We start from the raw sequence: 23457 nt of genomic DNA, 5'->3' as shown, positions 1-23457 counted from the left end.
AACATGACCCAGACAACAAGTTACCAACAGCAAGACTTTGAACCGATTGTAGTTGCTGATATTGGTGGAACGAACGCACGATTTGCGGTTGTTACACATTATTGCCAACAAACTTACCAATTTGAAATACAATATCAAACAACTTATCCAAGCGCTGAATTTCAATCATTTGAAAGTGCCTTAAACCGCTATATTGAACAGCTCCCAATTATCAAGCCGACAAGAGCTAGCCTTGCCGTGGCTGGGCCAATAAAATCTCAGCAAGTATATTTAACTAATTTAGGCTGGCATTTCGGTATTGCTGAGCTTAAAAAGCAAATGCGTTTTGATGAACTGGCAGTGATTAATGATTTTGCTGCGTTTGCTTACGCAGCGCCTTATTTAGATGCTGAGCAAAATTTAATGATAAAATCGGGGCAGCCAGAACCCGATGCGAATATTGCGGTTATGGGTCCTGGTACTGGATTTGGTGCAGCATGTTTGGCGCGTGATATTAACGGCAGTGCGGTGATGAGTTGTGAAGCGGGTCATATAAATCTTGCTCCTGTAACAGCGTTAGACAGGCAATTGCTACATGCATTACGTGCTAATTTGCAGCATGTTTCGATAGAAAGTGTATTTTCAGGACCAGGGATTGCACGTTTGTATCGTGCTATGGCAGAGGTTAAGGGCCATACACCGATGGATTTAAACGCAGAGCAAATTAGTCAATTGGCTGCTGAATGTGAGGTGTGCGATGCTACACTGACACATTTCTGTGACTGGATGGGTAGCGTAGCTGGCGATTTAGCACTTACGTTTGGTGCTTTGGGCGGCGTGTACATTGGCGGTGGAATTTTGCCTCGCATGACCGAGCGACTATCATCTAGTCGCTTTATTGAAAGGTTTACTGAAAAAGGCTTAATGTCTCAATATGTGGGGCAGATACCAGTCACTTTGGTTGTACAAGACAATATTCCTTTAATTGGTGCCGCGGCGTGTTTGCATGAACGCCGTACTTAATCAGAGGTTTGGAATAATTGCATGAAAAAAGTAACCATTAATAGCGTTGCAACTTATGCTGGCGTATCTAAAAAAACGGTATCGCGAGTGCTAAATAATGAGCCAAATGTGAGTCCAGCAACGCGTGAAAAAGTTTTAAAAGTATTTAAAGAGCTAGACTATACGCCAAATCCAATAGCACGTGGTCTAGCTAGAAACAGAAGCTTTATTATTGGTTGCTTGTATGATAACCCCAGTAAAAGTTACATCACTCGTGTACAAAGCGGGGCGTTGGAAGCGTGCCATAAGCATAATTACAACTTACTTATTCACCCATGTGAATTACGGGGCGAAGCGTTAATTGAGAATATTGAGCATTTGCTCACCACCTCTCGATTGGACGGCATGGTATTGACGCCGCCATTTTCTGATTCGCAAGAGTTAATTGCATTTTTAAAGAGAAAGAAAATTCATTTTGCTCGGGTTGCATCTGCTATTGAAGACAAAGATTCTATCTCTGTAAGGAGCAACGATGAGCAAGGCGCTTTTGAGATAACAGAGCACTTGATTAAGCTAGGCCACACAAGTATTGCGTTTATCAAAGGTCACCCAGATCACAGTGCCACTGAGCAGCGCTTTAGTGGTTACCAAAGAGCGCTTACTGTGCATAATATCGAATTTGACAGCGAACTGGTTGCTGAGGGTAACTTTAGTTATCATTCAGGGGCGGATAGCGCGAAGGAGATATTGGACTTGCAACCTACACCCAGTGCCGTGTTTGCCTCTAACGATTATATGGCTGCTGCGGTATTGAAACTAGCAACACAGCGCCAGCTGCAAGTACCCAAAGATATTTCTATTGCCGGGTTTGATAATGCGCCGATTGCTCGCCATATTTGGCCGGGTTTAACCACCATAGCACAACCAGTTGAAGAGATGACCAGGCAGGCAGTGGAGCAACTAATTCTCCAGATAAGTGATGAACAAACATCAGTATATCAAGCGACGTTAGAAGCTAAGCTTATTACGCGTGAATCAACTGCAAAGCACCTAGTTGACTGATTAGGTAATCGATTTTAATTCTTATACTTGCCCAAAGCCTTACTTTTGCGTAAGGCTTTTTTGTATTGAATATGGCGTTAAGGTTGTGTTAGATCAAAGTTTTAGTATGACTTGAAGCGTAATGTAAAGACTCCTACTTACACACATACATACAATAGGAATGAAGCAATGCATATTGAACGCCACAGTCTTGCAAAAGAATTACCAGAATTTAAAGATAAAATTCATGAATTAAAAATGAAAGACCGTCATTTCGCACGTTTGTTCGATGATTATCATAATCTCGACCACGAAGTTATTCGTATTGAAGAAGGGGTGGAAAATACCTCCGATGAGTACCTAGACTCTTTGAAAAAGCAACGTTTACATTTAAAAGATCAATTATACGCGATTCTTAAATCTGCATGATTAATTTGATTTTTATTTAGTTAAGATATTAAGGGTTTTTCATACCTTTATTGGGCTCTCACATCAAATGCGTTTTACGCGATGAAGCTGGCTGTGAGAGCTTGTTATAAATTAATTAATGAAGACTATTTTCACATTTTGACTCAGTGAAGTGTGGCTGTGTTTATAGGCATGTTTCGACTCTCTCTTTCCAACGTTATATCCAGTGCATTGTTCAAGCAGGTTATCTTTAAATGGACAAAGGATAGCCAAACGCTTTAATGTTCAATATGACAAGTAAAATAACAATAGCTTAGCTAATCTTTACATGCGAATATACCGCCAAGATACTGCTTAGTTAACTACTTTCAAGCAGTGAGAAGATGAATATGGCATGTGTTTAAAATAGTGGGGTTTTGGAACGAATGATAGATTTTGTGGCCGTGTTTATCGTGTTCTTTGCCGTGATTGACCCAATTGGCACTGTCCCCGTCTTTATTGCTGCAACACGAGGGTATGATGTAAAAGCAAAAAGAAGAATAGCGCTAATCTCTGGTTTAGCCGCAACGCTGATTTTATTGTTTTTTGTTGTGGCGGGTGAGTTAATTTTAAAAGCGATGGTCATTCCGCTTCCAGCATTTCAAATTGCAGGGGGTATCGTATTATTTTTATTCGCTTTATCAATGATCTTTGGAGAAAGTAAGCCAGAAGAAGAAGTTCGTTTGGTTAACAAATATCACGAGACGGCTATCTTTCCGCTGGCAGTACCTTCTATCGCAGGCCCTGGTGCTATGTTGGCTGCCGTGCTGATGACAGAGAATGCGCGGGTAAGCTTATGGCAGCAAATACAAATATCAGGTGTAATGATAGTTGTTGTGATACTTGCTATATTATTAATGCTGATGGCGAGCAAAATTCATAACCTAATCGGTAATGCAGGTGCCATTGTTATTAGTAAAGTTATGGGCTTGATCCTTGCGGCAGTCGCCACAACCAATACGCTCGCAGGTTTTAAAAGTTACTTTAGTTTATAACGCTAACAGCTAGCACGACCTTTTTAAAAGGGTGCTAAAAGCTAGCCCTTCGCTTTTCACTAAACGAACATTCGGATAGTTGTTCTGCCTTTTGTATCTTATCGGTAATTGACTCTCTATATGGCGTGTAAATTTACTTTGTTATGCTTGAAACCTTAGCTCAGAGCAAATGAAATGTTAAATCAACTAGTATGAATAGTTCACGTGCAAGCTAAAACAACCGATTGTCAAATTTTCCACTATACTTTCATTCATTGCATCAATAATGGTGAAAATATGTGGAATCCTTAGCATTTGTTCTGGTTTTTGGCGGTATTATTGGGCTGTGCACCTCACTTTTTTTAGCCCATAAAATTTGTCAAATATCGATTCACTTTGGGTGGCGTGTTCTGTTCGGCTTAATCGTATTTTTTATTCTTGGTTATAGTACTTTTTCTGTTTATTTATTTGAGCAAACACACGTTGACTTTCTTAATATTGGTTTGGCGAGTATTCTTTTTTTTGGCTCTATTTTTGTTGTATTAGTTAACTACCTTGCACGGCAAAGTCTTGAATCCCTTAATAAGTTGGTAGAATATGAACGCTTTCATGCTCAAACTGACTTTCTTACCAAACTTAATAACCGTGAACATTGTATCAATACGATAGAAGAAAGAATCGTTCATAAAAAGTGCTTTTCAGTTATGTTAATTGATCTTAACAATTTTAAAAAAATCAATGATTCGGTAGGGCATCTTTTTGGTGATAAAGTCTTACTGGCATTATCTGAACGCTTAAAAGTGGCGTTGTTACCAAAAAATGAATTATTTCGCATTGGAGGGGATGAGTTTGTTTTATTAATTGATGGCACAACTGAAACGTCAATTTATGAGCAAAACAATGCATTGTTAAACGCCCTTGAGGAGTCTTTGCAAATTGAGGGAATGTCTGTTGATGTGCAATATAGTGCCGGTGCCAGTATTTACAATGGTCAAAAACGGCACGACAGTATTGAGCTACTCAAAGGCGCTGATATTGCTATGTACAAAGCAAAACATTCAAAACAGTCATTGGTTATATTTGATGAGGCACTTCACGTACAAAACGAGCATGACTTTTTAATCTCAGTTAGTTTAAAAGAGGCTTTTACACAACAAACAATAAAAGTATTTTATCAACCCATTATATGTGCAAAGTCGGCAGAGGTACATGCCGTGGAGGCATTGTGCCGTTGGCCGCAGGCTAACGGCACAATGATGATGCCTGAGGATTTTGTTCATATAGCAGAAAGCAGTAATTTAATTAGGCAACTAAGTTTGTTTGTTATTAAGCAAGTATTTGTTGATCTTCCCAAATTACTCGAATGTGATAATAATTTAGTGGTACACATTAACTTATCAAGTCATGACTTTTTAAATAATGAGCTGCTAAAACTTCTAGCCAGTTTATTAACTCACAGCAAAGTGAATGCAAAACATGTAATGTTTGAATTGACAGAAACAATGATGGTAAGTGATATCCAGCAATCTCATGCATTAATTGATGTATTAATTGATATGGGATTTGCGGTGTGCGTTGATGATTTTGGTAGTGGCTGTTCTTCGTTTAAAGTATTGAGAGACTTACCTGTTTCTCAAATTAAAGTTGACCCTTCTTTTATTGAGTCCTGTTTATATGATGAAAAGTCACAAATCATTGTAGAAGCCGCGATGTTCATAGCGAAACGTTTGCGCTGTGGTGTGACTGCGGTAGGGGTTAATGACGATCGGGTTGTTGATTTTTTACGCGACTTAAATTGTGATTATTTGCAAGGGTTTAATATTAGCGAAGCGTTACCATTGAATGAGTGTATCAAATGGATCAGCTCAAATAGTTTAGTCAAAAGTGCTTTACGTAAATATGAGTGAAATATTTTATGAACTTGAATGGTCTATGTTTATGATAGTCATATATTAGGATTTAGAAGAATGTGTAGCTCTGTAAAATCAACACCGTCTATCTCAGGTAGCAAATTAAAGTCAATCCCAAATTTAACGGAATCTCAACGTCAGCGCTTTACTCAAGTTGCAAATGCCGCGGCTGAGCGCAGAGACAGAGTTAATAAATTTCATCGAGTTAATCACAAGAAGCCTCATAAAAGCTTGTACCAAAAGATCCTTTGTTGTTTAAAAAAGTGGTAACTTTATGTCGGGCTTAAAGCCGTATAAACTGTCAAAGTTAGGGATGTTCTTTTCCCAAATTGGTACATCTTTGCCAATGTATTCACGCATGGCATCAAAAAATAATCGGGTCCTGACAGGTAAATCTCGGTGTGGGTATACGGCATAAAGTGCAGCATAATCGATGAGAGTAACATGTGTCATTAATGGTGTTAGCTGGCCATTAATGATTTCTTGGTCAACTAAAAATGCAGGAACTGTACAAAAGGCGGTATCAGAGAGTACCTTCGTTATTAATAATTCACCATCATTGCTACGATAAATACTTTTTATTGGCACCTCACTGGGCTCGTTGTTATCGTTTAGGTAGCTAATTCCAGTAAACCTCAAGCCCTCACTTGCATACGAAGCTGCAGGTAAAGTACTTAAATCTGCCATAGACTTTGGTTCACCAAAGGTACTAATAAATTGTGAGGTAGCTAATATGATTAACCTATTTCGAGCTATTTTACGAGCAATCAGCGATGAGTCTTTAGGTTCACCGACACGAAATGCTAAATCGTAGCCTTCGCCAACGATATCGACAAGTCTATCCTCTAATCGCAACTCAATTTCAACTTGAGGAAAACGTTTTTGAAATTCATTGATCACAGGCTGTACGTACCTTCTTCCAATAATGGTTGAACTTGTGATCCTAAGTAAGCCTTTGGGTTCGGTATGGTAGTTTTCTGCAAGTAGGTGTGTTTCGCTGAGGAGTTTGCGCAGTTGCTGTGCTTTTTTTACCATCTCAGCGCCAGCGGCTGTTAATGAGAAGGAGCGAGTTGTTCGGTTGAGTAACCTAACGCTCAATTCTTCTTCTAATTTACTGATTTGTTTGGAAATAACAGAGCGATCAATATTACGATGTTGCGCTGCTTTTGCAAAAGACCCTCGTTCAATAACATCTAAAAAAATTAATAAGCGCGTACTTGTATCCATGGTTTTCTGCCAATAATTTATATTGGTGCTATTTTGGCACTAAATAAATTAAAAATCGATGCTTTTTTGGCTTTTGTCCATTCTATATACTGAGCATCACATAGGAAGAGGAGATAAAACCATGAAAAAATCATTAGTGACGATAGCTATTTTAGGATGCTTGGCTTATTTAACAGGATGTAGTGAGTCACATGCGGATGCGCCTGCTCAACAAGTGCAAGCCTTTAAACAGCCTATTGATGTGGCTGCTGTTAAAGAATACCCAGTTCAAACTTGGTTTACTTATACAAGCCGTTTAGAAGCGATGGAGTTTGTGCAGCTGAAACCTCGGGTTTCTGGCAATATTGCACAAGTAAACTTTGAAGAAGGGCAGCAAATTAACAAAGGCGATGTGTTGTTTACTCTTGATGAGCGTCCTTTCATGGTTAAAGTTGCAGAATTAAAGGCACAACTAGCTAGTGCTAAAGCGCAATTATCACAAGCAAAAAATGATTTGAAACGTGCTGATCGTTTACTGGCTAGTAAGTCAATTTCGCAAGAGGAAGTTGAGCACCGCCGGTCTCTACTTGCTCAACACAAGGCAAATGTACAAGCAACTAAGGCGAAATTAGATGCTGCTGAGTTGGACTTAGCTTATAGCAAAGTAAAAGCACCGATAAATGGTGTTGTATCTCGCGCAGAGCTTACCAAAGGAAATACGGTTCAAGCAGGTGTGAGCTTACTCACACACCTTGTTTCTGATGATTACGTGTATGCATACTTCGATATTAATGAACGCACATGGCATCAACAATTTAACCAGTTAAAAGGTGATAAGACAACGCAAGTGGTAATGCAAATGCTTGGCGAACAAGGTTTTAACCACGGCGGAGTCATCGACTTTGTAGATAACCGCATTGATGTTGAAACAGGTACACTGCGTGTTAGAGCACTCTTTAGAGCCACAGAACAACTCAAACCAGGTGCATTTGCGCGAATTCGTGTTGCCGCTGATGATGTGAAGCAACATGTATTAGTACCTGAAAAAGCAATCGGCACTGATCTTAAAAATCGTTTTGTATTAGTGACTGATGAACAAAATATTTTGCAATATCGGCCTGTCACTTTAGGGGACCGTTATGGTCAAATGAGAGCGATAACTCAGGGTCTTCAACCAGGGGATAAAATAGCGGTTAATGGCCCGGCAAGAGTGGGTCCTGGCATGCCAGTTGCTCCCCAGCTAGTTGAAATTGAACCTGAACATGCATCATTGGTCATGACCAAGCAAGCTGTAAAGGCTTTGTTGGTTGCTAAGCGCGGAGAATAATCAATGTCGTTTTCTCACTTTTTTATCCATAGGCCAATATTTGCGGCTATGTTGTCGTTAATTATCTTTATTGCTGGTGCTTTGAGCTTATTTCAATTACCGGTTAGTGAATATCCGGAGGTGGTGCCACCCACAGTAGTCGTTTCTGCAAGTTACCCTGGTGCTAATCCAAAAGTGATTGCACAAACGGTTGCAACCCCACTTGAGCAGGAAATCAATGGTACAGAGAACATGCTTTATATGTTTTCACAAGCTACTAGCGATGGCCGCATGACTTTAACTGTAACATTTGCGCTCGGTACAGACTTAGACCGTGCGCAAGTTCAGGTTCAAAATAGAGTTAATAGTGCACTGCCTCGCTTACCTCAAGAGGTCCAGCGCTTGGGTGTCGTTGCCGAAAAGGCATCGCCTGATTTAACGATGGTAGTTCATTTATACTCACCAGAAAACAGCCATGATACGGCTTATTTATCTAACTACGCTGATTTATATGTGAAAGATGAAATTGCGCGCTTGAGTGGAGTGGGTGATGTTCAGCTATTTGGTGGTGGAAAATATGCCATGCGTGTATGGCTTAACCCTGATGCTCTAGCATCAAACCAACTGACAGCAATGGATGTAGTAAGTGCACTCAGAGAGCAAAATCAGCAAGTTGCTGCAGGTAGTTTAGGTGCACAACCAGCAGCTAATGAATCACAATTTCAAGTTCTTTTAAATGTTCGAGGGCGTTTGAGCAGTATTGAAGAATTTGAGCAAGTGGTGATCAAAGTTGGAGATCAAGGTGCAATTACACGTCTTAAAGATGTTGCCCGCATTGAGCTTGGGCAAGACCAGTATGCATTAAGAGCGCTTTTAAACGGGCAACCAGCTTTAGCGATGCCGATTTTTCAGCGTCCAGGCTCAAATGCGATCGAACTTTCAGATCAAGTACGTGCAACTATGGCACGATTAAGTGAGTCGTTCCCTGATGGTGTTGAGTATGACATTGTCTATGACCCCACGGTGTTTGTGCGCGGGTCAATTGATGCTGTAATAAAAACGCTGTTAGAAGCCATTGTATTGGTCGTACTTGTGGTTATCTTGTTTTTACAAACATGGCGTGCGTCTATCATTCCATTGATTGCTGTGCCTGTATCTTTAGTAGGCACTTTCGCTGTAATGCAATGGTTGGGTGTATCTATTAATACGTTGTCTTTATTTGGCCTAGTGTTGGCCATCGGTATTGTGGTGGATGATGCGATAGTTGTAGTTGAAAATGTTGAACGCAATATTGCCAATGGTCTAAGCCCTGTAGAGGCCACTAAATTGGCGATGAATGAAGTAACAGGCCCTATTATTGCAATCGCTTTAGTATTGTGTGCAGTATTCATTCCGACCGCTTTTATCACAGGACTGTCGGGTCAATTTTATAAACAGTTTGCTCTAACAATAACAATATCAACGATTATTTCTGCGATTAACTCATTGACGCTATCGCCTGCATTATCTGCATTGTTACTTAAACCTCATAACAGTGCACCAGATAAACTCACGGTTTTGCTTGATACACTATTTGGTCGTTGGTTGTTCAAGCCGTTTAATCGCTTTTTTGAAAAAAGCGGTGAAGGGTATGAGAAATTAGTTAAAAAGCTCATTCGACTCTCTACAGTTGTTGCCGTGTTGTATCTTGTGTTGGTCGGCTCAACGGTTAAATTGTTTGATGTAGTGCCAGGTGGTTTTATTCCTGCTCAAGATAAGCAGTACCTAGTCGCTATTGCACAGCTACCAGATGCCGCAAGTCTTGATAGAACAGAAGCTGTGACGAGAGAAATGGAAAAGATAGCACTTCAAGTTCCGGGTGTTGCCAATACGGTTTCATTCCCAGGTCTATCAGTTAATGGGTTTACGAATAGCCCTAATTCGGCGATTGTATTTACACCATTAGAGGATTTTGCTAGTCGAGATGACCCAAGCTTGTCAGCTATGGCGATTGCCGCTGAGCTCAATAAGCGCTTTACTGCAATTGATGAAGCATTTGTTGCGGTTTTTCCACCACCGCCAATTCAAGGGCTAGGTACTACAGGTGGTTTTAAGCTGCAAATTGAAGACCGAGGAAATAAAGGGTTTGAAGCATTGTTTGAGGCATTGCAAAAAGTAACTAATGAGGCACGAAAAGACCCTGCACTAACAAGTATATTTTCAAGTTTTAGAATCCAAGTACCACAAATGGATATTGATATAGACAGAGAGCAAGCGTTACTGCAAGGTATTCCCTTATCTGAAGTATTTAATGCACTTCAAGTTTATATGGGCTCTTTGTACGTGAACGATTTTAATCTGTTTGGTCGTACCTATCAGGTGACAGCGCAAGCTCAGGCACAAAGCCGCTTAGACCCCCAACAGATCTTGGCACTTAAGGTACGTAATGTGCGTGGCGATATGGTGCCATTAGGGTCAGTGTTAACTGCAACGCCCACCACTGGGCCAGATAGAGTTATGCATTATAATGGCTATCCAAGCGCTGAGTTAAACGGTAGCCCTGCACCGGGGTATAGCTCAGATCAAGCGCAACAAGCGATAGAAGCAATTTTGGCTCAGCAGTTATCTGGTGGTATGGCTTATGAGTGGACTGATGTCACTTACCAGCAAATTCTAGCCGGAAATACTATGATGTATATCTTTCCGTTGGTCGTATTACTTGTATTTATGGTGTTGGCAGCGCAGTACGAGAGCTTACGACTGCCGCTAGCAATCATCTTAATTGTGCCAATGACAATATTTTCAGCGCTACTAGGGGTGTGGTGGGTAGGCGGAGATAATAATATTTTCACCCAAATTGCATTGATAGTGCTAGTGGCTCTTGCCTGTAAAAATGCGATATTGATGGTGGAATTTGCCAAAGAGCAAACAGAGGAAGGGCAGTCTGCGTTTGACGCTATCATGACTGCGTGTCGGTTACGCTTAAGGCCAATTCTGATGACTTCCATCTCATTTACGGCGGGTGTAGTACCGTTGGTATTAGCAACGGGGGCAGGGGCGGAGATGCGCCATGCGATGGGCATAGCAGTATTTTTTGGTATGCTTGGTGTAACACTGTTTGGTTTATTATTTACGCCGGTATTTTATATGTTGGTGAATGGTAAAAATCAACAAAAGCATGCCAATGCAGGTAATGATAAAACTTCTAGTTGAGCTATGTGACAATGAATGCTCTAATTGTTAAGCAAAGAGGTTAGAGCATTTAGCATAGCTAAACGAACCAAATAATTGAACATAGAGGATAGCGTGACAACGACGATACCCAAAAATATGAAAGCGATATTATTGAATGAAGTGGGGCAAAACTTTAGCCTAGAGCAAGCGCAGGTCTCAGTTCCTAAAATGACAGAACAGCAAGTACTTGTAAAAGTACAGTATGTGGGTTTGGGGGCGCTTGATGAGAAATTTGTTCAAATTGGTACACCATGTTGGCAATATCCTCGAATCTTTGGTTTTGATGCAGTAGGAACGGTTGTAGATGCGCCGAAGGGAATACATCCTCAAGTAGGCACTAAAGTTATGTGGCATAATGATATTAGTACTGCAGGTGTAATGAGTGAATATGCTTGTGTTGCAAATTATGCATTGACTGCATTACCAGAGGGTGTTGACTTGGCCAAAGCAGCATGTTTGCCAACACCTGGTATGACTGCTTTAATAGCGTTGTTTAAATTACAGTTAAATGAAGGTGATTCTGTATTTATAGAGTCAGGACACTCTTGTACAGGTCAACTGGCGATTCAATTTGCTAAACAGCAGGGGCTGATGGTTTTTACAAATTGTCCAGATGACCAATTGGAGTTAGTAAAAGAGCTTGGCGCTGATGTTTTGTGCCTACAAGGTGAGCAAGATCTTGCGGCGCAAATACAGCGAAAATATGGTTATGATGGCGTACAAGGTGTGATTGATTGCACTGGCGAGCATACCAACGAGCTCATATCATTATTGCAGTTTTGCGGGCGGATTAGTTGTATCTCGGGTCTTTCTCAACTAGATGATGCTTTATTGTTTAAAAAGGCACCCAATATTGGCATTGTTTCTTTACCTGGCGCTTGGCTGGCGAAAAGTATGTGTGCTCAACAAAGGATGTCGTTTTTAGGCAATATGCTTATAGAAAACCTAGAGAGTGATTTGTTGAGAATGCCATTTCACGAGCAAATCAATTTTGATGCCGATGCTATCACGAATGCTTTAAAGGCAAGAATAGGCTCGAGCCATTGTACTTACCAAAGTATAGAGGTAAGTTCAGACTAATTACTTGTCATTAGTGGCCACGTTTAAACAGTTAATTGTGGCCACAACTTTGTTTGCAAACACTTTCTTTATATTCCTTACAAATCCTAACACTTCTAGCACATGGCTGCAGATATACTACACCCTATCAATATTTAAGCTCTTGGATCAGTATGGCTACTAATGACTGATATAGAGTTTGGTATATTGTTTATTGGTGTTTTTTAGGCATCAAATATATGCACTTTTGCATCTTTTTAAGCATGAAATGTTTGCGTATCATACATGCAGATAAACATTTAGGACTTATGGTTATGAATAAATTACTCTTCGCACTTACATTGTTTTTTTCTGCATTTGGCTTTTCGTCAGACACACCATATCAGTTGATTAATCAAGTGGGTGATGGATTATTTTCCGATATAAAAGTGGTTAATAAAGAAGGTAAAGCAGAACCTACAATTATGAAGAATATTGTCCGAAGTCGCTTGATGCCGCATATTGATGTCAAGTTTGTTTCATTTAAGCTCTTAGGTAAGCATATTAAAGGGTTGCAACGTGCTGATGCGGTTGAGTTTATTGATGCAGTGGATAGTTACCTTGTAACGACTTATGCAAATGCGCTTATGCAATACAAAGGCCAGCAAGTGATATTTGAAGAATTACCGATTAGTAATGACAGTCATTTTGCAACCGTTAAAGTTGTTATAAAAGAAACTTCAGGCCCAGATATCGATATGCATTTTAAATTCAGACAAAGCAATGACGGAAGCTGGAAAGTATATGACATGGTTGCTGAGGGTATTTCATTGCTTAGCGCAAAACAAAAAGAGATCACCACACGTATATCAGAAGTGGGGCTTACAAAAGTGACTCATGAATTGAAAAGTAAGGCGTAACTAATTTAACTTTCCGACTTTAAAGTTAAAGCTTTAAGAGCAGCATTGCGCTGCTCTTTTTTTAAAACTCTCTTGGTGAAACAAATATACCTTCTTGTATTTGCTTATAAGTTTGTTGTGCGAGTTCATCATAAGAGTCTAATGACTTTCCCGCACTTATAAGTTGGTTTTCTATGGGGATGATATCTACATTTGTGTAGCCAGATAGAGTTGCTACTTTCGCGAAGGTGTAAGCGTGTTTATATTTTTCTTGTTTATAAAAAATGCTGGTTAATGTTTCATAAACCTCTGCAGCTGGATGTTGACCCGCTTGATTTAGCTCTAAGACACGGTACAGAATATTTATCGTTTTATCATCATCAATTTTTGCGTAAAACGTCGCTAAAAATAATTGCAGTTCAGAGTCGTTACGCACATCTTTTTGATCTTGCATATTTAGCAATTTATTCATGGCTGCTTTATTATTGTTACGAGACCAATGATAGTAGAGTAGCCCTGGATGAGAAGTATCTAAGGTTTCGTTAAAAATCCGGTTCATCTCTTTGAGGCTAGTTAAGTGACCTTCTACTCGTGAAGTGGTTTTTTCTTTTAGCTTTATGTGTTCTATTTTTGCAGCACGTGATACGCACTTGTTGTAGCCTTCAAATAATTTAAGTAATTGGTATTTGTTATTGTCGGTAGGCTCTTTATATTCATGATAGCGAGCGATTATGACATTGGCACGCTCTTCTCTACAATGACTATCAGTATTTAAGTCACTACACAAACCAGGGGTTTCGTTACAAACATGACTTAACGTTATGGTATCGTCGCACCCAGCCAACAGCAATACAGATAAGACAATAGATTGTCTTAATGCCATAAGACTTCCTCTAATGGTTAGTTGTTAATTAGTATTCTAGCCCAATGAATTGATGAGTAACAGTGGAGAATCAAAGCAGTTTAAATTAGAATAGCGATGCCCAAGTGGGCTATCCGTTCAAAAATTGTTTATTAGGCAGAAAAAATGACCTTATCTCACGAGCAAGAATATCAAAATAGCTGGCAAGAACGCCAAGATTACGCAGAAAACATGCAGCCAATTATTGGCCGTTTATACCGTAACGCAGGCATAGAAATTGCTGTTTACGGTCGTCCATTAGTAAATACGAGCACGATTGATGTAATTAAAGCACACAAAACGGTTGCTCGTTTTGAAGAGCGTAAATTGCGTTTGCGCGAAAGTTTTCCATTTCTAGAAGCAATCAGTAAAATGGACTTAGCGCCAGCACGTATTGATTTGGGCAAGCTAGCATACGGCTATATTTATAAGAATGCTGGCGAAGGTCGCTCTATTGAAGAATATTTAAACGCAGAATTAAGTGAGTTGCTCAATAAAGATGGTGAGCAGAAACCTCGTGACGTTGTGTTGTATGGCTTTGGCCGCATTGGTCGTTTATTAGCGCGCTTACTTATTGAACGTGGCGGCTCTCACGCTGATTTACGATTACGTGCAATTGTGGTGCGTGGTGGTCGTGATGGTGATTTGGAAAAACGCGCAAGCTTACTACGCCGTGACTCTATTCATGGGCCTTTTAATGGTTCGATTACTGTTGACCATGAAAAGAGTGCAATCAAAGCAAATGGTAATTACATTCAAATAATTTATTCAAATTCTCCTGATGAAGTAGATTATACTAAGTATGGCATTGAAAATGCCTTGATTGTTGATAATACAGGTATTTGGAAAGATGAAGATGGTCTTGGCCTTCACCTGAAATCTACCGGTGCGGCTAAAGTATTATTGACCGCACCTGCTAAAGGTGACATTAAGAACGTTGTTTATGGTGTAAATAACCAGGATATAAAGAACGAAGATAAAATTGTATCAGCAGCTAGCTGTACAACTAATGCCATCACACCTGTATTGAAAGCAATTAATGATAAGTTTGGTATTAAGAATGGCCATGTAGAAACAGTGCATTCGTATACTAATGACCAAAACTTGATTGATAACTACCACAAGGCTGAACGTCGTGGTCGTAGTGCTGCATTGAATATGGTTATTACTTCAACTGGTGCAGCCAAAGCGGTTGCTAAAGCTCTACCTGAGCTTGCTGGTAAGTTGACAGGTAATGCTATCCGCGTACCTACACCTAATGTGTCGATGGCGATTATTAACTTAAATCTTGAAAATGCGACTGACCGTGACGAGTTAAATGAGTTTTTACGTGACACGTCGTTGTATTCAGAGTTACGCGACCAAATTGATTATACGGCGTCAACAGAAATTGTATCAACTGACCTCGTAGGTAGTCGTTATGCGGGCGTAGTTGATTCCCAAGCTACTATTGTTGACGGCGACAGAGTTGTACTTTACGTATGGTACGATAATGAGTTTGGCTATAGCTGTCAGGTAGTGCGAGTAATGCGCGATATGGCAGAAGTCTCTTTTCCAAGCCTACCTCGTTAATACATTTTAGCTTCAAAAAGCCAGCTTTTGCTGGCTTTTTTGGTTTTTGAACTTATCATGCTGTGTTACTCTTGACCCTATTACGTTACAGGTAGATAACAAGATTAACAGCGCAGTGGTTCTATCTTATTAGTATGGAATGAAATATTAAGGTACATAATGAAGATCTCCAGTAATTTTGACAGTGGCAATATCAAGGTGCTTGATTCAAGCGAGCCACTTGATATTCAGTTAGAAATTAACCAAGACAATGAGTCGGAATTTTTCCAGTGGTTTCACTTTCGCCTCGAAAGCACACCGTTTTTATGTCATAAGTTACATATAAATGGTTTAGACAAGTCTGCTTACCCTGAGGGGTGGGACGACTATCATGCAGTCGCATCTTATGATCGCCAAACTTGGTTCAGAGTACCGAGTCAGTACGATAATGGTCAATTAGTTATTGATTTTGAACCTGAGTATGCGCATACCTACTTTGCTTATTTTACACCTTATAGTTATGAGCGCCATCTAGATTTAGTTTATTGGGCTCAAAGTCACGATATTAGTGAAGTTGAGACACTAGGCGAAACCCTAGATGGACGAGATATTAGTTTATTAACGATAGGTGAACCCAGCGACGATAAAAAACATATTTGGATAACTGCTCGTCAACATCCCGGTGAAACTATGGCACAGTGGTTTGTTGAGGGGTTATTGCATAAACTACTTGATGATGAAGACCCTCATGCTGCTGCATTACTATCAAAAGCAGTATTCCACATCATACCTAACATGAACCCTGATGGCAGTGTTAGAGGGCATCTTCGTACCAATGCAGCGGGTGTTAATTTAAACAGAGAATGGCAAACGCCGAGTTTAGAAAAATCACCTGAGGTTTATTATGTATTAAATAAAATGCATGAAACGGGTGTTGATATGTATTTAGATATCCATGGTGATGAAGCGCTACCATACAATTTTGTAGCTGGTGGTGAGGGTATTCCCAGTTATGATGCACGTATTAAAAACCTTGAAGAGGTGTTTAAAAATGCATTGCTCACCATTACACCTGAATTTCAAGATGAATTTGGCTATGATAAAGATGCACCTGGGGAGGCTAATTTAACGGTTGCTTCAAGTGCAGTTGGCGAGGCATTTAAAGTGTTGGCATTTACTATCGAAATGCCGTTTAAAGATAATGCGAACTTGCCTGATCCATATTATGGTTGGTCCGACAGACGTTCATATCAATTTGGACAAGATACATTAGCGGCTATCGTTAGTGTGGTAGATAACTTAAGATAATAAACAATGCAAAAAGCAACCTAATATAAGGTTGCTTTTTACGTATAACAACAAGAGGGTGAGTCGTGGATGCGTTCGGACAGTTTCTAGATTTTCTAGATAGTATTTTAGGGGGATCGGCATGGTTCCCATATGTATTATTAGGTGTAGGGTTCTTTTTTACAATTTATCTCAAGTTCCCACAAATTCGATATTTCAAACATGCATGTAAAGTGGTTACTGGTAAGTTTGATAAAAAGAGTCACGAAGGAGATACCACGCATTTCCAAGCATTGGCAACAGCTTTATCGGGCACAGTAGGTACAGGTAATATCGGCGGTGTTGCATTGGCGATTTCAATTGGTGGTCCAGCCGCATTATTTTGGATGTGGATGACGGCATTCTTTGGTATGACGACCAAGTTTGTAGAAGTGACGTTGTCTCATAAATACCGTGTAAAAACAGACGATGGTACTATGGCGGGTGGCCCAATGTACTATATGGACCGTCGCTTGAATATGAAGTGGTTGGCTATCTTATTTGCCATAGCCACAGTAATTAGTTCGTTTGGTACTGGCAGTTTGCCGCAAATCAATAATATTGCTCAGGGTATGGAGGCGACATTTGGTTTTGAACCTTGGCATACTGGTGGCGTATTATCTGTACTATTAGCTTTGGTTATTCTTGGTGGTATTAAGCGCATAGCTGCAATTACCTCTCGCATTGTACCACTGATGGCTGCAGTATATATCGTCGGTGCATTCGGTGTGATTTTTTTATAATATAGAGAATATTGGACCTTCGTTTGCATCAGTATTTACAAATGCAATGTCTGGCTCTGCAGCGGCAGGTGGATTCCTCGGGGCATCATTTGCCTATGCGTTTAACCGTGGAGTAAACCGAGGGTTATTTTCAAATGAAGCGGGGCAAGGCTCTGCACCAATAGCTCACGCATCGGCTAAGGCTGATGAGCCAGTATCTGAAGGGATGGTATCAATTCTTGAGCCATTTATTGATACTATTATTATTTGTACGTTGACGGGCCTTGTTATTTTATCATCAGGCGTGTGGTCCGAAAAATTCGATACACAATTTGAGCGCTCATCTATGACTATTATTCAAGGTCAATATAGTGAGGGTAACGCGCAACAAAGGGAGTCTCTTTATCAGTATCTAAATGGGGGTAAAGAGCATAATATTGAGCTTTATAATGGCAATATTGAAGTAGTTCAAGGTAAAGCCCTGAGCAATGACTTTACTATCCTTCACTCTCGCTCAATTGGTGAAAATATCCGCTTTGGTATTACGGAGCGACATGTTTATACTGGCACTGTCGAAATTGCAAATGGTATAGTAGTTGATAACAGTATCAGCATTCGAGGTAAGTCGCTGGTGCACTCAGCAGAGCTGACCACGAAAGCATTTACCCGAGGTTTCTTTGGTGACAGTGGACAATACATCGTTTCCATTGGTTTACTTATGTTTGCATTTTCAACTGCAATTGCTTGGTCTTACTATGGTGACCGTGCGATGATTTACCTGCTTGGTAGCCGTTCAGTAATGCCTTATCGGGTATTTTATGTAGCAGGTTTCTTCTGGGCATCATTTGCAGATACCACGCTAGTTTGGAAGTTGGCAGCGGTCGCTATCGTTGTGATGACATTACCTAACTTGTTTGGTATTTTCTTACTCCGTAAAGAAATGAAAGAGTCTGTTGATGATTATTGGCAGAAATTTAACTCTGAGCATAATGCTGATGACCAAAATCCGAACAAAGGTGATGATAAAAACAGCATGCGGGTAAACGAGTCTAATTGAACAAAGACATTCGATTAGAAAGCGAGTAAAATGGCGCCCACAATGGGCGCTTTTTTGTAGCATTTGGAGAGTTATTTATGGCAATTGTACAATGTCCCGGTTGCAGCAAATCTATTTCAAATAAAAACACCGTATGCCCGAACTGCCAAATGCAGTTAGGTGAAATGACGGCTGAACAAATTGAACGCCTTGCAAGTAGAAAGCGTATCAGTAAACAGCAAAAATTTATTAATCACTCATTTTTAGCATTAATCTTGTTCTTGGGTGGTTTTTTTTACATGTATTGGCGTCAACCCGAACCCGGTTCATTTCAGATGATGGCAGCCCAAGGAGCAATCGCGACTGGTTGTGTGTGGTATTTGGTTAACCGTGTAATTTTGATATATCTGAAAAAGAAAAAGTAGCGATGAATATTGATAATTTGGTAAATAGTATTACTCCAGATGTGTTTGAACGTTTGCAATATGGTGCATCAACGGGTAAGTGGCCTGATGGCACAGTGCTCAGTGAAGCGCAAAAAGTGCAAACGGTACAATTGGTAATGCTGTATCAGGCCAAAGTAGCAAAAAGTAATGAGCAATTTACTGTTAATGAACGTGGCGAAATGGTTCAAAAATCAAAGCGTGAGTTGCAACAAGAATTTAAAACCCAAAATGAAATAGCTAGGTTCAGCGAAAATGATCTTTAAACACCTTTTTACCCCGAAGTGGAAGCATCCAAAAACAGCGGTGCGTCTAGCCGCAGTTGATAAACTAGATACCGGAAAAGATGCCGAGGTATTGAACACTTTAGCGCTTCAGGATAGCTCAGCTGAAATCCGTAAAAAAGCATTGCACAAAGTTAATAATTTAGTGTTATGGTGGCAAGCCTACAAACAAGATCAAAGTCTGAAAGAGCTTGCTGAACAACAAATATCCAGTGCTGTACTAAATAAAAATGAGGCGTTATCCGATGATATTCGCTGCGAGTATATAGATAAATATGCATCAGCAAAACTACTAGAGAAATTAGCTTTTTCAGAAAAAGAGATTCAGGTCAGAGTCAAATTACTTAAGCGTTTGGCCAATACAAAGTTAATTGAACGCGCCTTTAAAGATGGTGCAGAAGAGTTGCAAGTTGCATTGCTGCCTTTAATTGAACAGTATCAATTAGAAAAAGCAGTTATTAAAAGCGCCCACAACGCAGCTAAGACGCACATTACTAACCGTATCGAGCAGCAACGTTTAGCTAAAGAAATGCCAGCCCAAGTTGAGCAGCAGACCAAAGTCGTGTTGGCCAAGCTCAATGCCTTGCGTGAAAAGCAGCAATACCTGCAAGTTGAAGAGCAATCAACTGCCCTGCTAATGCAGTGGCAAGAAATTGAACTAAAATGGTTGAATGAAGATACCATCGCTACGGTGGATGAAAAGTTTAATCGTATCAATGAAAAGTTAACTCAACATTTAGCCAAGCTAAAGCATGATTTTTACACACAGCAAGCGCATGAGCTGGCATTGCAAGCTAAAGCGAACTTTATTAGCCAAATGACAGAGGCCGCGACACGTGCTGAAATGCAATTAGCTGCAGCCATTGAGGCGCTTGAAGAGCAGCATTCGTCAGCTTTAGGTGACATGCTTGCTGATTTAAAAGCACAGCTAACGCACAGTGAGTTTATTGAATCAAAAGAGTTGCTTACATTGAACAAGCAGGTTGATAGCTTGACGCAACAATTGGCGAAGCTTCCTGAACTGATTGCTGCTAATACATTGATGCAAAAAAGCCTTGATGAGCTTGAACAGATTAAACCTGCACAAGATATTACGCAGTTAGATGCTGTATTAACTGCACAAAAAGCAGCGTATGAACAGTGTAAAACTACATTACGCAAACTACCATCGAATTTACATAAGCAGGCATCAGCGCGTTTAAATGCTTTGAGCAAGCAGTTTAAGCAGGATGTCTCGCCGTTAGTCGATGAGCAGCAAAACCAGCTAAAGCAAGCAAGACGAAAAGCTAAAGATGTGCAAAGGCTTATCGAACAAGGCCGTTTTAATGTCGCGTTTGGTGTGTTCAATGGCTTTTTAGAGCATTATGAGAAACTAACTGAATACAATCAGCAAAGTATTGAGAAGTTGCACAGTGGTTTAAGTGACGCGTTAAAAGAGGTGCGTGATTGGCAAAAATACGCAGCCACACCTAAACGTGCTGAGTTATTATTACTACTTGATGAAAAACTTACTCAAACTGATATTGACCCTAAAGAGCGAGCGAAAGAAGTTAAATTACTCAGAGCTCGTTGGAACGAATTAGGCCGTATAGATACAGATGAAGAAAAAGCTCAGGCAGCCTTGTTCGATGAAAAAATAGAGTTGTTATTTGCACCGTGTCGTGAATTCTTTGCGCAGCAGGAACGTCAACGCGATGAAGCTAAAAAATCGAGAACGCTTATTATTGAGCAAATGCAAGAACTTGGTCTTCAAGATACGCAACAGCAGATATTTGATTGGCGACAATATGAAAGCCAATTCAATCGTATAGCAAAGCAATGGCGCTCAGCTGGCAGTGTTGATGGCGCAGTGTATAAAACACTCAATAATGAATATCGCAGCAATTATAATGTGGTGAATGATCGTTTAAAGGCCTACCACCAAAGTAATGCAGTATTGAAACAACAGCTTGTTGAGCAAGCGCAGCAGCAGCTTGAATTAGATGACCTCGCTTCAGCGTGTGAGCAACTTAAAGAGCTTCAAAAACAATGGCAAACGATTGGTTTTGCAGGCTCTAAACAAGAGCATACTTTATGGCAAAACTTTAGAGCACATAACGATGCGGTGTTTGTTAAGCGAAGTGAGCAATTTGAATTACATAAGCAGCAGCAATCTGAACAAGAAACTCAGCAGCAGGCTCAGTTAGATGCTTTGGCATCGCAACTACATAACGACTTATCAGAGCAAGAGCTTGAACAACTTGCTGCAAAAGTTTCTGAATTACGCTTATTGCCTAGCATGAAAAAGCTCCAAGCAGCTTTAGTAGATAAAACTGCACAGCTTAAGCAAAAGCTAGCGGTAAAAAAAGATCAGCAAAAATATGATGTTCTTATTGCAGCCATAGAGCATGGTGAGCCACTTCCTGAAGCTTGGCAACAAGCTAAAAGTATAAGTAAGCTTACGGGTGAGCAACTATTACTTCGTTTAGAAATTCTGGCAGAAGTTAGCTCCCCAGCTGAGTTAAAATCACTGCGTATGGCTGAGCAAGTTGCCTTATTGGATGCAAAATTGCAGGGCGAAAAAGTCAGTTTTAAGCAGTGTTTGCTTGATTATTTTAGTGTTTGTAATGGTCAAGTTGATAGCAATAGAGTGATTGCTATTTTAAAACGTTAGCTTAGTTTTACGTAATCCAATAAAAAATCCGATGTAATGCATCGGATTTTTTATTGCCTTCAGTATCTTTTTGGATTTTAGAAGAAAATATAATCTAAGCGTGCAGCTAGGGTTCTACCGGGTAAAAACTCGATATATTTCTGCGCTGTTGCACTATCGCTTCGACTTCTGTCCTTTTGATATTTAACCGCATCATTATTAACAACATTGTTCAGGTGAACGCTAAGTTTTACGTTGTCATTTAGCTCATAGCGTGCAGATAAGTTAAACACCTCATAACTAGGTACTTTATCGCCATCTTTAGTATCAAAATGTGCTTGATATTTACCATAGGCACTCATATCAGCGCGAATAAAAGCCGGACGACCTCTAAATTCAAACTCTTGATCAAGCGCAATGTAGGCATTGTATTTAGGTACTAAGGTCACTTCATCGCCTTTGCTACCACCAATAGTGTCATTGTCTTGCGTAAGCTCCGATTTAGTATACGAAGCATTAAAGATAAGTGATAAATTATCAGTTAGGTTGGCTTTTGACTCAAACTCAAGACCACGAGATTGTGCAGCACCGGCATTAGCTGTATAACTAAAACCACAGGTATCCTTTTCCCCAACCATCGAATGTTTCATATACAGAATATTAGTCAACTGCGCCTGTTACAAACTCACTGCTTTGTGCGCAACGCACACGACTTCAGCTTGGGTCGCAGTCATTCCATTGGTGTGATACCTCTGAGCATTCGGGTAATTTTTATAGTTTAAGCTGTAATAGCTAGCAGGTTTTGATCTATCGCTTGACGTGTATCCTTTGGGTTTCGCTCATCTCGAACTTATGTAAAGTTAACCGTTGTGCCATCTATTGGCTGTCACAATAATTGGGTGCGTATGAAGTCGGTTTTTCTCACTCAGTTGACCAGTGGCTTTGCTAGCCATAGGACGCATATTATTAGTGATGTTACCGTTTATGCACATAGCTAGGGTATTGTCTATTAAAGGCATATTGACACCTAAAGACATGCTACTGTCGTAGCCATCTACATCTTTTTCAGCAGCCCCTTGTATAGTATCTAATAGTTCAAATTCATCTAAACGAGGTTTATTGGTGATAACACGTACATTACCACCGATAGCGTTAGAGCCATATAGTGTGCCTTGTGGGCCGCGTAATATTTCTACCCGTTTGATATCGGCTAAATTTGTAAATTCATAGGGAATATCATCGATAAATATGGCGGTGTATCAGGAGTGGTATCATTACCGCCACTTAAACCACGTAAAATAAGTTGACTTCTCGGTGCTGCGGCAGAAACCGCAGAGACACTCATAGGTATTTTAAGAATCGACTCGACTTTTTTACAAGAGGTAACCGTAATGACCTCTAATTGCTTTTGTTCAATGGTACTTGTCTGTGCAAGCGAACTAGTAGGTAGCCTGCACTGAGCACTAATTATTATGCAGGGAAGGGGGTGTTAATTTTTCAACCTAAACAATGTTATTTTGTTTCGGATTGAGTAAAAAACTGATATT

The 23457-nt window shown here is 40.1% G+C and carries 18 protein-coding genes and 2 pseudogenes; 15 read left to right on the top strand and 5 right to left on the bottom strand.

Going from position 1 to position 23457, the window contains the following annotated elements:
- Window positions 1–3 precede the first annotated feature (3 nt).
- The 5 genes from glk (at window position 4) to SANK73390_RS16840 (ending at window position 5350) form a co-directional block, all read left to right on the top strand.
- A complete protein-coding gene (glk, locus tag SANK73390_RS16860; protein ID WP_261592808.1) occupies window positions 4–1002 on the top strand; it encodes a glucokinase in 999 nt (332 codons plus the stop codon).
- A 21-nt stretch (window positions 1003–1023) separates the two neighbouring features.
- Entirely contained in the window at window positions 1024–2043 is a 1020-nt protein-coding gene (locus tag SANK73390_RS16855) for a LacI family DNA-binding transcriptional regulator (protein ID WP_462767527.1), read from the top strand.
- Between the two features lie 168 nt (window positions 2044–2211).
- Complete coding sequence (locus SANK73390_RS16850; protein ID WP_261592810.1) at window positions 2212–2451, top strand: YdcH family protein; 240 nt, start codon at window positions 2212–2214, stop codon at window positions 2449–2451.
- A gap of 404 nt (window positions 2452–2855) precedes the next feature.
- The gene (locus tag SANK73390_RS16845) at window positions 2856–3464 is read left to right on the top strand and encodes a MarC family protein (protein ID WP_462767525.1); all 609 of its coding nucleotides are present in this window, start codon (window positions 2856–2858) and stop codon (window positions 3462–3464) included.
- Window positions 3465–3742: 278 nt separating this feature from the next.
- Window positions 3743–5350 (top strand): putative bifunctional diguanylate cyclase/phosphodiesterase, encoded by a 1608-nt coding sequence (locus SANK73390_RS16840; RefSeq protein ID WP_462767523.1) that lies wholly within the window; start codon window positions 3743–3745, stop codon window positions 5348–5350.
- Window positions 5351–5608: 258 nt separating this feature from the next.
- On the opposite strand, the gene SANK73390_RS16835 is transcribed toward SANK73390_RS16840, so the two are convergent.
- Window positions 5609–6580 carry a LysR family transcriptional regulator gene (locus SANK73390_RS16835; RefSeq protein ID WP_462767521.1) on the bottom strand — a complete coding sequence of 324 codons (972 nt, stop codon included), beginning with the start codon at window positions 6578–6580 and terminating at the stop codon, window positions 5609–5611.
- A 121-nt stretch (window positions 6581–6701) separates the two neighbouring features.
- Here SANK73390_RS16835 and SANK73390_RS16830 point away from each other — a divergent pair, with 121 nt between their 5' ends.
- The 4 genes from SANK73390_RS16830 (at window position 6702) to SANK73390_RS16815 (ending at window position 13036) form a co-directional block, all read left to right on the top strand.
- Window positions 6702–7886 carry an efflux RND transporter periplasmic adaptor subunit gene (locus SANK73390_RS16830; RefSeq protein ID WP_462767519.1) on the top strand — a complete coding sequence of 395 codons (1185 nt, stop codon included), beginning with the start codon at window positions 6702–6704 and terminating at the stop codon, window positions 7884–7886.
- Between the two features lie 3 nt (window positions 7887–7889).
- Window positions 7890–11057 (top strand): efflux RND transporter permease subunit, encoded by a 3168-nt coding sequence (locus SANK73390_RS16825; protein ID WP_462767517.1) that lies wholly within the window; start codon window positions 7890–7892, stop codon window positions 11055–11057.
- Between the two features lie 93 nt (window positions 11058–11150).
- A complete protein-coding gene (locus SANK73390_RS16820; RefSeq protein WP_462767515.1) occupies window positions 11151–12158 on the top strand; it encodes a zinc-binding dehydrogenase in 1008 nt (335 codons plus the stop codon).
- A 293-nt stretch (window positions 12159–12451) separates the two neighbouring features.
- Complete coding sequence (locus SANK73390_RS16815; RefSeq protein ID WP_462767513.1) at window positions 12452–13036, top strand: MlaC/ttg2D family ABC transporter substrate-binding protein; 585 nt, start codon at window positions 12452–12454, stop codon at window positions 13034–13036.
- A 61-nt stretch (window positions 13037–13097) separates the two neighbouring features.
- Here SANK73390_RS16815 and SANK73390_RS16810 read toward each other — a convergent pair whose 3' ends face one another.
- Window positions 13098–13898: a DUF2989 domain-containing protein gene (locus SANK73390_RS16810; RefSeq protein WP_462767511.1), complete on the bottom strand. Its 801-nt coding sequence runs from the start codon at window positions 13896–13898 to the stop codon at window positions 13098–13100.
- Window positions 13899–14042: 144 nt separating this feature from the next.
- Between SANK73390_RS16810 and SANK73390_RS16805 the strand changes: the two genes are divergently transcribed.
- The 6 genes and pseudogenes from SANK73390_RS16805 to SANK73390_RS16780 all read left to right on the top strand — a co-directional run bounded on the left by SANK73390_RS16805 (window position 14043) and on the right by SANK73390_RS16780 (window position 21931).
- Window positions 14043–15488: a glyceraldehyde-3-phosphate dehydrogenase gene (locus SANK73390_RS16805; RefSeq protein ID WP_261592819.1), complete on the top strand. Its 1446-nt coding sequence runs from the start codon at window positions 14043–14045 to the stop codon at window positions 15486–15488.
- A 159-nt stretch (window positions 15489–15647) separates the two neighbouring features.
- Complete coding sequence (locus SANK73390_RS16800) at window positions 15648–16775, top strand: M14 family metallopeptidase (protein WP_462767509.1); 1128 nt, start codon at window positions 15648–15650, stop codon at window positions 16773–16775.
- A gap of 65 nt (window positions 16776–16840) precedes the next feature.
- Window positions 16841–18572 (top strand): annotated as a pseudogene (locus SANK73390_RS16795) (alanine/glycine:cation symporter family protein).
- 77 nt (window positions 18573–18649) lie between these two features.
- Complete coding sequence (locus SANK73390_RS16790; protein WP_462767507.1) at window positions 18650–18976, top strand: hypothetical protein; 327 nt, start codon at window positions 18650–18652, stop codon at window positions 18974–18976.
- 2 nt (window positions 18977–18978) lie between these two features.
- Window positions 18979–19260, top strand: coding sequence for a YeaC family protein (locus tag SANK73390_RS16785; protein ID WP_462767505.1), 282 nt, complete (start codon window positions 18979–18981; stop codon window positions 19258–19260).
- Complete coding sequence (locus tag SANK73390_RS16780; protein ID WP_462767503.1) at window positions 19250–21931, top strand: DUF349 domain-containing protein; 2682 nt, start codon at window positions 19250–19252, stop codon at window positions 21929–21931. Before SANK73390_RS16785 ends, SANK73390_RS16780 begins: the two co-directional genes overlap by 11 nt.
- A gap of 77 nt (window positions 21932–22008) precedes the next feature.
- On the opposite strand, the gene SANK73390_RS16775 is transcribed toward SANK73390_RS16780, so the two are convergent.
- The 3 genes and pseudogenes from SANK73390_RS16775 to SANK73390_RS16765 all read right to left on the bottom strand — a co-directional run.
- Window positions 22009–22548, bottom strand: coding sequence for a TonB-dependent receptor domain-containing protein (locus tag SANK73390_RS16775; protein WP_462767501.1), 540 nt, complete (start codon window positions 22546–22548; stop codon window positions 22009–22011).
- A 222-nt stretch (window positions 22549–22770) separates the two neighbouring features.
- Window positions 22771–22929: a hypothetical protein gene (locus SANK73390_RS16770; protein ID WP_462767499.1), complete on the bottom strand. Its 159-nt coding sequence runs from the start codon at window positions 22927–22929 to the stop codon at window positions 22771–22773.
- A 132-nt stretch (window positions 22930–23061) separates the two neighbouring features.
- A pseudogene (locus SANK73390_RS16765) lies at window positions 23062–23145 on the bottom strand (TonB-dependent receptor plug domain-containing protein); the annotation flags it as partial.
- Window positions 23146–23457: the final 312 nt, after the last annotated feature.

This window comes from Pseudoalteromonas sp. SANK 73390, assembly GCF_054966645.1.
Note: the sequence above shows the minus strand (reverse complement) of the source record. Positions and strands in the feature narration are given on the sequence as shown.

Excerpts from the sequence above, each read along its gene's own strand:
- glk (WP_261592808.1), top strand. The coding sequence starts at position 4 with ATGACCCAGACAACAAGTTACCAACAGCAAGACTTTGAACCGATTGTA.
- SANK73390_RS16855 (WP_462767527.1), top strand. The coding sequence starts at position 1,024 with ATGAAAAAAGTAACCATTAATAGCGTTGCAACTTATGCTGGCGTATCT.
- SANK73390_RS16850 (WP_261592810.1), top strand. The coding sequence starts at position 2,212 with ATGCATATTGAACGCCACAGTCTTGCAAAAGAATTACCAGAATTTAAA.
- SANK73390_RS16845 (WP_462767525.1), top strand. The coding sequence starts at position 2,856 with ATGATAGATTTTGTGGCCGTGTTTATCGTGTTCTTTGCCGTGATTGAC.
- SANK73390_RS16835 (WP_462767521.1), bottom strand. The coding sequence starts at position 6,580 with ATGGATACAAGTACGCGCTTATTAATTTTTTTAGATGTTATTGAACGA.
- SANK73390_RS16830 (WP_462767519.1), top strand. The coding sequence starts at position 6,702 with ATGAAAAAATCATTAGTGACGATAGCTATTTTAGGATGCTTGGCTTAT.
- SANK73390_RS16825 (WP_462767517.1), top strand. The coding sequence starts at position 7,890 with ATGTCGTTTTCTCACTTTTTTATCCATAGGCCAATATTTGCGGCTATG.
- SANK73390_RS16815 (WP_462767513.1), top strand. The coding sequence starts at position 12,452 with ATGAATAAATTACTCTTCGCACTTACATTGTTTTTTTCTGCATTTGGC.
- SANK73390_RS16810 (WP_462767511.1), bottom strand. The coding sequence starts at position 13,898 with ATGGCATTAAGACAATCTATTGTCTTATCTGTATTGCTGTTGGCTGGG.
- SANK73390_RS16805 (WP_261592819.1), top strand. The coding sequence starts at position 14,043 with ATGACCTTATCTCACGAGCAAGAATATCAAAATAGCTGGCAAGAACGC.
- SANK73390_RS16800 (WP_462767509.1), top strand. The coding sequence starts at position 15,648 with ATGAAGATCTCCAGTAATTTTGACAGTGGCAATATCAAGGTGCTTGAT.
- SANK73390_RS16790 (WP_462767507.1), top strand. The coding sequence starts at position 18,650 with ATGGCAATTGTACAATGTCCCGGTTGCAGCAAATCTATTTCAAATAAA.
- SANK73390_RS16785 (WP_462767505.1), top strand. The coding sequence starts at position 18,979 with ATGAATATTGATAATTTGGTAAATAGTATTACTCCAGATGTGTTTGAA.
- SANK73390_RS16780 (WP_462767503.1), top strand. The coding sequence starts at position 19,250 with ATGATCTTTAAACACCTTTTTACCCCGAAGTGGAAGCATCCAAAAACA.
- SANK73390_RS16775 (WP_462767501.1), bottom strand. The coding sequence starts at position 22,548 with ATGGTTGGGGAAAAGGATACCTGTGGTTTTAGTTATACAGCTAATGCC.
- SANK73390_RS16770 (WP_462767499.1), bottom strand. The coding sequence starts at position 22,929 with ATGCCTTTAATAGACAATACCCTAGCTATGTGCATAAACGGTAACATC.